Here is a 12,561-nt window from a genome sequence, read left to right as displayed (position 1 = left end):
GAATATATATCGAGAAGTTTGGCTAGATTTTCCAATATCACTTCCAATAGCTCTACATTGGTCAATTTGAGATTTGGGATATGGCTGCATATCGAGGTCGCATATTCCGGATGATTACGTATGTTCAAAGTCTCTTAGGCATGAGATTATAACCCCGCAAGAGATCCCTGCTCACCCACACCGACCTTACAATGCTGCTGAATATCTATTCCCCTTAAAGATTTTACGTCTCGGAGTAGCACTTTGAAACACACCTTCCACATGTATCTCTATATGCATCGTCAAATTTACAGCAATAGGCAGGGCATATAGCAAGTACTGTTACACATATCACAATTCTGAAATTACACTTATAAATGCGTGACAAGCTACTTATTTGAGAACGCAAAAACCTGTGGCTATACCATTAGCTCATTGTCGATAAACAACACGATGATAATATAATACACGCTCCAATAGACCGTAATATTCTCACTCATCAGTTATATGTCGTCCAGAAGTAACATCAATGCTATCTAGGCTTCTATAGTTCTCTGCCTCATCAAACTTGCTCATGAAAAACTTAGCCCTCTCTAAAGCACCCTTTGGAAACCCCGCAAGCCCCGCAACATGTATACCATAAGATCTACTCGAAATGCCCGGAATAAGCTCATGTAAGAACACCACTTCACCCTTCCATTCCTCAATTCTAAGACAAAAAAACCTGATATTTTCAAAATGCGAACTAAGTTTTGGTAGCTCATGGTAGTGCGTCGCACATATCGCCCTACTCTTTGTAACATCATGTATGTGTTCAATAGCAGCTAGAGCTATGGAAAGGCCATCATTAATAGCGGTTCCACGGCCAATTTCATCCAAAATAACCAGTGACTTCGAAGTTGCTTGATTCAAAATCGCTGCAGTCTCTACCATCTCCACCATAAAAGTAGAATGTCCAAGCGCTATGTTATCAGATGCACCTACCCTACTGAATATTTTATCTATTACCCCTATATGTGCATGCTCAGCAGGGACAAATGATCCTATATGCGCCAAAACTGCTATCAAAGCATTTTGCCTCAAAAACGTGCTCTTACCTGCCATATTTGGCCCGGTAATGAGAGACATACTGTTCCCCTCTGAGAGATCACAGTCATTCGCAATAAAATCTGTTCCTACTTCTACTACTGGATGACGGCCTCGTACTATTTTAAACTTCCTACTATTATCAACAATAGGCCTTACATAATTATTTTCCGCCGCAACTTCAGCAAGTGTCGTAAGAACATCTAACTCTGCAATAGCCTCTGCGGCTAACCCTATATCCTGACACTCATCAGCAATTCTTGAGCACAATCCTTTAAAAATCTGCGCTTCTAAGTCTGCACTTTCGCTTTGAGCTGAAACTATCCTTTCCTCAAGCTCCTTTAATTCTGCAGTGGTATAGCGAGTGCTGTTAGCAAGACTCTGCCTACGAACAAAAGACTCATCACTGACTTTATACGAAGAGGATACCTCTATGTAATACCCAAGCAAATTGTTAGACAAAATTTTCAAGCTACTTATGCCTGTAAGAGCCCTATACTTGTCGCGCAACCTCTGTATCAATACACCACTATCATTCTGAATACGTGCTAACTCCGCCAACCGCTCATTACATCCTGGATTTATAAAACCACCATCCTTAGTAATGGTTGCATTGTTTTCGAGCATCACCTCACTAATAAGCTTCAGCAAGTCTCTATGATCACCCAATGAGACCAAAATCTTGGAGATTATAGCATGGGTAGATCTGCTGATTATCCTCGATAATTCAAAAATCTTGCCTAATGCACGCCCAAGCAAATGTATATCTTTCGGTGAACACTTGGAAAACTTTACCCTGGTCAATATGCGCTCAATATCGGGAAATCCATTAATAACGCCCCTAATCACCTCACAAAGAGACCTATTATTCACGAAGAATTCAATAGCATCTTGACGACCATTTATCACGTTATGACAGGCTACAGGAAATGCTAGATACCTTTTTAACATACGGCTACCCATAGCGGTAACGGTATGATCAATAGTAGAAATCAGAGACCCTTTCTTCTCGCCAGACTGTGTAGAAAATAGTTCAAGATTCCTCAGTGCAGGACCATCTATCAGAACAAAACTATTACTATCTCGAACCTTTGGGTAGCTAAGCTTTGGAAGAGAACCCCTTTGCGTCATTCTAATGTACTCAAGCAAAGAACCACAAGCTGATACTTCTACCTCCTCAAAATCACCTAACCCTTGTACAGTAGTAACCCCATATACCCCACACAAAACCTTTTCCGCCCTTTTGGAATCAAAAAAACTCTCATTATGGCTAGTAATAGCGCAGCGATGCCTCTTCAGCACAAGCTCCATAGATTGCTGCTCCTTAAGCTTGTCAGAAATCAACAGCTCACTGGGGCCCAAACGCTGTATCTCACTATCGAGGTCTTCCAACTTACTTGCACGCACGTGAAATAGCCCGGTGGATAACTCCATCCACGCAACACCATATCTCTCTCCAATATTTGAAATACATGCCAAATAGTTATTCTCTTTAGCATCTAATAGGCTATCTTCTACCAGTGTACCAGGAGTCACTATCCGGGTAACTTCCCTCCGCACTAAAGCTCTAACGCTCCTTTTACGGGCTTCCTCGGCAGTTTCAATCTGCTCACACACGGCAACTTTATATCCCGATTTTACCAATTTCCCTATGTAGCACTCACTACTATGATAAGGGACACCACACATAGGAGTATCAGAGCCTCTTTTGGTGAGAACTATGTTTAGAGTCCTCGATGCTATAACTGCATCTTCAAAAAAAAGCTCGTAGAAGTCCCCCAAACGGTACAGTAGTAAACACTCACCGTATTGCTCTTTTAACGCTCTATACTGCCTAAGAACAGGTGTATACTCAGTATTATTACTCACTTTCAAGTAGCTATTAATTCACAAATGCTAAGTTCAATTTCGGCATTTTAACACAACACAAATGTTTTCCTACCTAATTCTGTCCGCACTTCTACTTAATAATTTTTTGATTTTTTTGCGTTCAAAGTATTAGGTCTCTATAATCCTACATCATCCGTGGTAATTTTATGCTAATAAGAAGAATTCTTACTACATCAAGGAACGTTGCTGCGCGCATTGTTTCTGGATTAACAGCGCCTGCTACTGAAAATCCTAACGCTAGAACCTCGAGAAATCTATGGGGTTCAGCAGGAAATTTTTTTAACGGCCTCATGGGTAGGGGACAACCTTTTTATGATCGCGCTGCTGCGATACAGAATCTCCCCTGGGATAAAGAGAGAGGCACAAAAATAAGTGCCCACTATGCTCAAACGGGGCAGTTAGTACTGCAACTTGGCGAGGGAAGGGTATCTGAAGGCGCATTACAGATGTTAGAAGCACTTGATAATAGTGATGTAGAAGAACTGGATCCAAGTAGTAAAGGTTTAAATCCTGGAATGGATATTGGCGCCAGAATGGATCATAACCGAGCTAAAAAAGAGTGTGAGGCACTTTTAGAGCTTAAAAAAAAGCTGGAAGAAACAGGTGGTAAGGTTTCAGTAGAGCGCACAGGCGACGGCTTCACCAGAATGCTAGTGATAAAAATAGACACCAAAAATAAATCAGAGGAAGGGGTACTAAAAGAAGTCCAAATGGTATTGGGCACACTGGGTGTTGGAAGTAAAATACTGGCTAGGTCCATTGCTAAAGAGCTAATGCACCAAGCAGAAACAAAAGGTATAAATGCTCATGCTCCGGTGAGCCATACTACTCCTCCTGTACAATCAAAATCTGACAGTGATACTCCAGAAGATAGTGAAAAATCTGCATCAGCAGGCAATAAAAAGAGATCTCAGACACCTGGTCAAGAAGAAAATGTATCCCGTGATACAACCCACAGCAGTTCTCCTTCGAAAAGAGACGAACGCATTTTCTCATTGAGCGGGGATGCGTCACCTAGCAGACCTTCTTCAGGTGCAGGTGCCGATCAGGCTGTTCAGCAAGCACACTTCCTAAGAGATTCAGAGGATCGTGTGCATGGAGGTAGTGGTATCACCAACCAAGAAGCAGCTGTTCAACAAGAGGTTCTTTCTGCTGCTAGAGGACTGAGCGATGTTTCTCATGATGATTCATCAACACAAGCACAAAGGAATCCTACTGTAACTCCTTTAGTAAGCGCACAGAATAGAGGCCCAGAAACACATGGTAATAAAGGTACGAGGTAAAATGGAACCATCACTATACGATAACGACAACGTATTCGCAAAAATCCTTAGAGGGGAGTTGCCGTGCACAAAAGTCTACGAAGATGATAATGTCCTGGCATTTCATGATATAAAACCAGAAGCCCCTGTACATGTTTTGGTGATCCCTAAAGGAAAATTTGTGTCATTTGACGACTTTGTCGAATCTGATTATGACGTGTCTGAATTTTTTAGGACTGTAGGAAAAATTGCACGCCAGTTTAACTTACATACTGGCGGCTACAGGCTAGTAACAAATCATGGAAAATCTGCTGGGCAAATAGTGCATCATTTTCATGTTCATATATTAGGCTATCCACAGCGTGAACACGATTGCTATAACAATAGCGGTGAATGACCATCTCTTTGTAACGCAGTGAAGTATATCCTACATTTGCAAGCCTAAGGAGCTGGCTATAATAAAGACTATGGGTTGTATTACGTTTTGCCGTTATGACGGATTTTCCGACACTACAGTACAACCTGTGGTGCAGCACCTACAGAAGGATGCAATTTTCTAGAGAGAGCAACTGCATGTTAGATCTATGCACTCTCACCATACGTAGCATCAGAAACGGTCGAAAGACCTCAAGTGAGAAAGTCTTTCACATACTCTCTTACAAAAATCCCATAATGAACTTATTTTAAACCCATATGTACGACCATTATTCTCATGAAACCCATGTGATACATAATCTTGACATAGCAATATAACTAAACACAATGTGAGCTTGATTTTATTCCGTAACATTAACCTTAACTTCCCTTCTAAACGGGCATGTGGTCTTATTGCCCAGCTATAAAATTGGCAGAAATAACCAAACATTCCTAAGCATAACCTAAGTTACGGTATAAAACTGAGATATAGGAAATACAAACACTTCCATCATTCAACATATGAACTTATTGCTTACCCATAGCAAGAAACCTGTGAATAATAGTCTGGGTAAAAAAACTTTACGCTTTTTTCCACCTATTACTACCCACATTATAATCTTTACCTGGAAATTATATGACAACAGCCGCTTTAGAAGTAAAAGATGGCATCACAGAATTCTTATCTCAGTGTGATGCAGACTTACCACCTATAAAAGAAAACGAAACAGAAAATATAAACAACAAACACATTACAAATGATGTGCTTTTGCAACAACTTGAAGACATAAATTGTAAATTTGACCATTACGCCAATCGACTAGATAAACTAGAAACCGAACGTAATGCAATAAACTTAAATGAAAATCCCGGAACACCAGAATACAAATCTCTGCGTCAATATATAACTCACGGCTATCAAGCATTAGAATGCAAAAACATATTCTCTGCTTCTGCCCCTGTTCTTGATACTAACTTTTCTTACTTAATACCCAGAAAAATCCACTTGCATTTCGATAAGCTATTGTCTCAAAACTCAATAATGAGAAAATTGTGCTCAATCGAGAAAATATCGAGTGATAGCCTGGAGTATCTCATATCAAACAACCAAGAAACTTCTGTAGGATGGAGTGGCGATGCCAACGCTGTAATTAGTAAAAGTTTCACACCCAAATTATCTCACATTAATATTCGTTTATTTGAACTCTATGCACAACCACAACTGGCAAAAAATCTTTTAGAAGATACGTGTATAGACTTAGAACGCTGGCTTATGAATAACTTAGTAGATGCTTTTAGTCGGAAAGAGAATAAGGCATTTATCTCAGGCAGCGGAGAATCACAGCCGACAGGCATACTATCTTATGACGAGGGTACTGGCCCTGGACAAATTGAGAGAGTCAAAGTAGAAACACTGAATACAGACGCGATTATAAAATTGTTCTATTCATTAAACGAGAACTTTTCATCACGAGCTGCTTTTCTCATGAATCGCAGCATATTACAAGAAATTCGATCTCTCAAATCCAACACAGGACAGTATTTATTGCAAGTAGGAAATTCAGGAGCTGAAATGCTACTAGGTATTCCTGTATATCAAACTTCAGATATGCCAATGTATTCTGATGGGAGTAATAGTATCATAGCAATAGCCGATTTTAAAAGTGCCTACAAAATAGTGGAAAACAAAGATATGCGTATACTTCGCGACCCTTACACGGATAAATCTTTTGTACAATTTTATACTACAAAACGTATCGGAGGAGCTGCAGTAAATTGCAATGCCATAAAATTACTCACCGTCAGAAAGCCCACTATTGTACCTAAAATTAATAAATCTCCTGTGGCTAAATCTCCTGTGCCTGAATCTCCCGTAGCTGAACTTCCTGTTTCTGAAGTCCTTGATTCTGAAACTCTCAAATAATCTAAAAAGTATACTGACCAGCGCTTTCAGGACTCATACCTCCCCTACATTTACGCGTCTCTGGGATAGAAATAGCTTTTTTGCGAATTTCGGGAAAAGCTAACAGAAAGTTAAAGTAACACAGTAGGTGACATGACGCTCAAGCATAACAGCAGGACCGATTATCAAATACATAGTCACTTCTTGCTGAAGAAAGCTGCTAAAGAAATTAGCATTATGTCACCTCACTACTGCATCTATAGCCCTTATAACAGAATCAGTTGCATACTCTCCAGGGCAGCCCTTAGGGTACTGCAACAACACATATAACAGACTCAGCACCCCCTCTTCCCAGAGAAAACCTATGCCATACTACACTGCCACGTCAGAGCATTTCTGTATATAACATGGCATAGATACGCTTATCTATTTATAACCCCGCAATACAACCACTAGGCAAATACTTCATCGATGAAGTATTTACGCTCTTCCTCATGAGCACGCGCGTAACCAGTCGCAGTGGATGCAGACTCCGCCCTACCAATATAAGCTACAACACCCTTCAAATTAGCCAGTCTCATCGATTTTTCTATGCGAGACCGAACAAAATCCCATCCCCCCATGTTAAAATGCTCTTCCTGACACCATACCACCTCTGCTGAAGGATACTTCGCAAGCTCTTTAGCCAAAATCTCTTCCGGAAATGGATAATATTGCTCCAACCTCAATAGCACAACATCTTGCCTATCACCCCTTGCTTCGAGGAGATCGTAGTATACCTTTCCACTAGATATAACCACCCTCTTTACCTGAGCATGGTCATGGGCCATCACCTCACCAATCACCGGCTGAAATCCACCTTCAAAACAGGACAACTTAGACACAGCCATCTTATTTCTCAATAAAGACTTTGGAGTGAAAATTACAAGAGGCTTTCTAAAATCCCTATGTAGCTGCCTACGTAGTACGTGGAAATAGTTAGCCGGTGTAGTACAGTTAACAACCTGCATGTTGTCTTCCGCACAAAGCTGAAGATATCTTTCTATCCTCGCAGAACTATGCTCCGGACCCTGCCCCTCATACCCATGGGGAAGTAACAAAACCAACCCACTAGAACGCAACCACTTAGTTTCAGCTGCCGCTATAAACTGATCTATCACTACCTGAGCACCATTAGCGAAATCACCAAACTGAGCTTCCCATATCACAAGAACATCTGGGGAATCTAAGCTATAACCGTACTCAAATCCCATAACAGCAAACTCAGATAATGGACTATTGAATACTTCAAACTTTGCTTGCTCAACTCCCAGGTTGTTCAGAGGCACATATTCCGCACCTGTAACCTGATCAATCAACCTTGCATGGCGGTGCGAGAAAGTACCCCTACCGCAATCTTCACCAGACAGTCGTACCCTCTTATTTTCTACCAACAACGATGCAAATGCTAATGCCTCACCAGCTCCCCAATCTATGCTATCGCTCTTTACACCGTTTAATCTCGCATTCAACATCCTGGAGACTTTCTTATCCAGCGATATCCCATCAGGAACAGAACACATAGCCTCCAACAGAGCAAGCAGCTTATCTCCTGCAACACCAGTATCTGACATGTAGTCGTTAAAGCATCCCGGAACTGCATATCTCAAACCTTTCCAACACCCCTCAAACCAATCAGCTTTCACCGGCTTATACGCAGAAACCACAGCATGCGCTTTATCTAATTCTTCCCGGAACTTCTTACGAAACTCCTCTATTTCCTGAGTAGATACCACACCTTCCGCAACTAGCTTATCACCGTAAGAACCCGCTACTGTCTTATGTTGCGCTATGCACTTATACATAAGCGGCTGCGTAAACATAGGCTCATCACCTTCATTGTGGCCATAACGGCGATAACACACCACATCTATAACAACGTCTTTCTTGAACCTATCACGATACTCCATGGCAAGCTTTGTAACCGCTACTACAGCTTCCGGATCATCCCCATTTACATGAAAAACAGGAGCATCAATTATTCTAGCAACATCTGAACAATAAAGAGAAGTTCTGGCACTGTTAGGACTAGTTGTGAACCCCACCTGATTATTAACAACTATATGGACAATACCACCAGTCTTGTAGCCCTCCACACCACCAATATTTAGGCCTTCAGCCACAACACCCTGCCCTATAAAAGCAGCATCACCATGCACTAGAACACCGAGTACGGATAGCCCAGTATCAATCTTCCCTTTTACCCTTCCCATAACAACAGGATTCACGGATTCCAGGTGAGAGGGATTGTAAGCTAGTGATAAATGAACAACTTCGCCCCTCACTTCTCTATCAGAAGAATATCCCAAATGGTACTTTACGTCCCCTGCAACATTCAGCTCAGACGGATATGCCATACCACCAGAAAACTCATGCAACATCGCAACATATGGCTTCTTCATCACTTTGGTAAGGACACTCAACCTACCACGATGTGACATTCCTATCACAATCTCCTGCACACCTAAAGAAGGTGATAGTGATATTATCTCTTCCAATGCTATAATTAGAACATCTCCGCCTTCTACAGAGAATCTCTTATATCCCGGATATTTAACGTGCAAGAATTGCTCAAATAATTCTGTTTCTTGCAAATGGAACAAGAATTCCCTCTTCTCTTTTCCTGCACACTCCAGGCGCATATTTTCTATTTTGTCTTGCAGCCATGTACGTTCTGCATTCGAACGAATGTACATGAACTCAAACCCTATTTTTCCACAGTAAATTTTCTTCAGTTTTTCCAAAAGTCTATCCAATGAAAAACCTGACTTCTGCCAAAGCGACCCATCCTTATCAGGATCTATTGAAGAAAGATACTCCTCATGACCAAGTCCGACTCTCTCCGTCAGTCCAAGCGGGTCTAAATCCGCAGCAATATGCCCATGTGATCTAAAAAAGTCTATTAATCCCCACACTTTAGGCGAAACGCCAATACCAGAAGAACAAGCTTTATCATCTGTCCTATCCCGATCAGGATGCTCCGGTTTCTTTTCTTCTATGCGCGTAAAAAGCTCACCCCAACCATCTGGAAGAGCATTGGCACACTTTCCATACCCTTCGTATACCTCTTCAACAAAAAGAGCATTATCACCGTATAAGCAGCCATCTCTGCGAAAACTACTGTTAGACACCTATTTACCCTACTTCAACACCATGCACCCAAAATGCAGAACACAACAATGAGCACCTGAGCATACTTTATCATAGACGATAAAGCGAGCAAATCCTATACAAGGTAACGTCAGCAATAACACAACGTTATTCTCCTTAGAACGTGAGCAGCTTCTCAAGTACCCCTACAACAGCTAGCAGATATTCTAACACTAATGAGTCGAAAACATTATCGAAATATTCCTTAAGTGTGTCACTCACAATTTCTGAACGTCCTTCTGGTAGAGGAAATTCACCGTATAATCGCGAATAGAAAGTTACCTCGCACCACAAAACAATGCGCAGCAACAGCCAGTACACAAACCCTAGATATTAGACCGGTACTTATCCAGAACTGCCAATTCGGACACAGAAGCACGCCCCACTGCTATTCTACACGCGCAGCTAGAAACCCATTCCAGAGGTCGCAAAACTTGAAGAAAAATGAGCGGGAGAAGGGGTTCGAACCCTCGACCCTAACCTTGGCAAGGTTATACTCTACCACTGAGCTACTCCCGCAACCCCCAGCACCACTGGGAGCCCCATCATAAATGAGCATGCAACTTGAATCAAGAACAAAATAAAATTTCATGCCCTAATAAAAAAATCCATCTCTCAATACAATCCCCTTTAAAAAGCACACTGACAAAAACGTAGTTCACTTTAATTAAGGCTGTTGAAATTTCGCACCTAAACATTAATAACACGGTCTGTAGCCAAAAGATTGCTACCTTAGACGCTACTTCTGTGCAACGTACGCTTCGGATGTTGCACAAATAACAGTGAATCCTGCTTACTGTACGTATCACACCGTTTTAAATACGAAAAAACCTCAAGACTTCATCACCCCTGCTTAGAGGCATAGATCTCCAGGCTATTTACCTGTTTTCCAATAGGTAATTTCAAACGCGATAATGAAGGAGCGCTTCATCCATATTTGCCTGTCTTAACAAGGTTGGCGTCATTGTGTTGTAAACCTTAACACTGACGCCGAGAGTCGTAACAAAGAATAGCTTGATAAATAACCTTGATAAAGAAAAGTGATTGAAAAGCACAATGCACTGGTGGTGTTACAATACTACACTTTTACTTATTGCAAAGCACAAGCATATATTGCATCATTCCCGGCAGTAGAGTTTGTGAAGTACTTCTGTGATCGCGAGATATAGTATCCTCGAAATGGTAGAGATTTGGGAAGAAGAAAACAAGTATAGGATATGGTTTGCCATAGAAAAGAGTGCGTGTGAAGCACAGGTTAAGCTAGGTGTTGTACCAGTTCATGTTTTAGATAGCCTAAAGTTAGTTGACGATAGAAAGTTTGACATCGAGCGGATTTGCGAAATAGAAGCCGAGGTAAAGCATGATGTTATAGCTTTCCTATCGTATATCGCAGAATCTACTTCAACGGATATACGGTATCTTCACTATGGAATGACTAGCTCCGACGTTTTAGATACTTGCTTATCTTTCCAGCTCAAACAGTCATGTGATATTTTGCTAAAAAACATAGAAGACGTCCTTAGTATCCTCAAAAGAAGATCTGAGGAGACAAAATACCTTCTCTGTATGGGTAGAAGCCACGGTGTTCACGCAGAGCCTATTACGTTCGGCTTGAAGCTTGCAAGGTTTTATGCAGAGTTTGAGCGCAACCGTCAACGCTTGATCAGAGCACGTGAAGAGATATCTGTATGTAAAATCTCCGGAGCTATGGGCAATTTTGCGCATCTTGATCCATATGTGGAGGAATATGTGGGAAATTCTCTTGGGTTAAAACCTGAGACCATATCTTCCCAAGTCATATCCAGAGATCGCTATGCTGTGTTTTTTTCCACTTTAGGCGTTATAGCTTCTTCAATGGAGAAAATAGCTACCGAGATGCGGCACCTGCAGCAAACAGAGGTTCTTGAAGTAACTGAGCCGTTCTCACACGGTCAGAAGGGTAGTTCTGCGATGCCGCATAAGCAGAATCCGATCCTTGGTGAAAACTTGACTGGTCTATCACGTATGATCAGGAGTTATGTTGTACCTGCTATGGAAAATGTCGCATTATGGCACGAAAGGGATATCTCCCACTCTTCTGTTGAAAGATTCATAGCCCCAGATGCCTGTGTGACGCTTAATTTTGCTCTGGTTAGGTTAGCTCACCTTCTCCAGAATATGTGTATAAACGAAGAGAGGATCAGGGCAAATCTTGATTCGTCCAAGAACATGATGCTGTCGCAGCGTGTCTTACTCGCTCTTGTTGATACTGGAATGAGTAGGGAGCAGGGATACAAAATTGTGCAAGATTGCGCTATGGATAGCTGGAAAAATGGTACTGACTTCGTTGAAAACATCAGTAATCATCCTCAGGCAAGGAATTGTTTTAAGGACATAGGGGAACTTGCTGATCTGAGCTACTATACAAAGCATGTGGACTTTATTTTTAATAAGGTATTTGGCGCAAAGTAAATAGAGTATCACCCACCGTGTTCCTAGCAGCACATACGAGCTAGGGGCTGCTTTATGAGGGCACCCTACACGTGTCACGCGTAGGGTGCCAAAACATATGCATTGCTGAAAAGAGTATGGCCCTACATTCTCACTTTGGAAAAACACCTTTAGCGAATTACAAAGATTCAATATCAAACTCCCCGTAATCAACCCTCTCAACAGCACTCATATAGAGAGCGCTTGGAAAACCAAACTCTCCACACTAGTTTACAGAACTACGCAATACAGAGGGAAAAATATAACCACGTTGTGCTCAGAAGTACAATACTACACAGTTACCTTCTCGTGCTGAATCAGTAAGACACGTCAATTGAAGCAGCACCCCCTGTCTCATACACCACACTA

Annotated in this window: 7 protein-coding genes and 1 tRNA gene; 4 read left to right on the top strand and 4 right to left on the bottom strand. The window is 41.6% G+C overall.

The genetic code is table 11. The features are described 5' to 3' along the window. Nucleotides 1–471: 471 nt before the first annotated feature. On the bottom strand, nt 472–2,934 hold the full coding sequence (mutS, locus tag KPX09_RS02185; protein WP_249548757.1) for a DNA mismatch repair protein MutS: 2,463 nt from the start codon (nt 2,932–2,934) through the stop codon (nt 472–474). A gap of 167 nt (nt 2,935–3,101) precedes the next feature. Here mutS and ats1 point away from each other — a divergent pair, with 167 nt between their 5' ends. The 3 genes from ats1 (at nt 3,102) to KPX09_RS02170 (ending at nt 6,555) form a co-directional block, all read left to right on the top strand. Continuing rightward, nucleotides 3,102–4,238: a type IV secretion system effector Ats1 gene (gene ats1 / locus KPX09_RS02180; protein WP_249548756.1), complete on the top strand. Its 1,137-nt coding sequence runs from the start codon at nt 3,102–3,104 to the stop codon at nt 4,236–4,238. Nucleotide 4,239: 1 nt separating this feature from the next. Continuing rightward, entirely contained in the window at nt 4,240–4,614 is a 375-nt protein-coding gene (locus KPX09_RS02175; RefSeq protein ID WP_249548755.1) for a histidine triad nucleotide-binding protein, read from the top strand. A 654-nt stretch (nt 4,615–5,268) separates the two neighbouring features. Next, nucleotides 5,269–6,555: a phage major capsid protein gene (locus tag KPX09_RS02170; protein WP_249548754.1), complete on the top strand. Its 1,287-nt coding sequence runs from the start codon at nt 5,269–5,271 to the stop codon at nt 6,553–6,555. Between the two features lie 431 nt (nt 6,556–6,986). On the opposite strand, the gene KPX09_RS02165 is transcribed toward KPX09_RS02170, so the two are convergent. The 3 genes from KPX09_RS02165 to KPX09_RS02155 all read right to left on the bottom strand — a co-directional run bounded on the left by KPX09_RS02165 (nt 6,987) and on the right by KPX09_RS02155 (nt 10,242). Next, nucleotides 6,987–9,704, bottom strand: a complete 2,718-nt coding sequence (locus KPX09_RS02165) for a 2-oxoglutarate dehydrogenase E1 component (protein WP_249548753.1) — start codon at nt 9,702–9,704, stop codon at nt 6,987–6,989. A 136-nt stretch (nt 9,705–9,840) separates the two neighbouring features. Next, nucleotides 9,841–10,044 (bottom strand): hypothetical protein, encoded by a 204-nt coding sequence (locus KPX09_RS02160; RefSeq protein ID WP_249548752.1) that lies wholly within the window; start codon nt 10,042–10,044, stop codon nt 9,841–9,843. A gap of 126 nt (nt 10,045–10,170) precedes the next feature. After that, nucleotides 10,171–10,242 (bottom strand) — tRNA-Gly (locus KPX09_RS02155). Nucleotides 10,243–10,875: 633 nt separating this feature from the next. On the opposite strand from KPX09_RS02155, the gene purB reads away from it, so the two are divergent. Next, on the top strand, nt 10,876–12,174 hold the full coding sequence (gene purB, locus KPX09_RS02150) for an adenylosuccinate lyase (RefSeq protein ID WP_249548751.1): 1,299 nt from the start codon (nt 10,876–10,878) through the stop codon (nt 12,172–12,174). Nucleotides 12,175–12,561 lie beyond the last annotated feature (387 nt).

The sequence above is a fragment of the Anaplasma phagocytophilum genome, assembly GCF_023476575.1.
Taxonomy (GTDB): domain Bacteria; phylum Pseudomonadota; class Alphaproteobacteria; order Rickettsiales; family Anaplasmataceae; genus Anaplasma; species Anaplasma phagocytophilum_A.
This window is presented reverse-complemented; position numbering and strand designations above follow the sequence as displayed.

Coding starts and splice junctions, on each gene's coding strand:
- ats1 (WP_249548756.1), top strand. CDS start 3,102: ATGCTAATAAGAAGAATTCTTACTACATCAAGGAACGTTGCTGCGCGC.
- KPX09_RS02170 (WP_249548754.1), top strand. CDS start 5,269: ATGACAACAGCCGCTTTAGAAGTAAAAGATGGCATCACAGAATTCTTA.
- KPX09_RS02175 (WP_249548755.1), top strand. CDS start 4,240: ATGGAACCATCACTATACGATAACGACAACGTATTCGCAAAAATCCTT.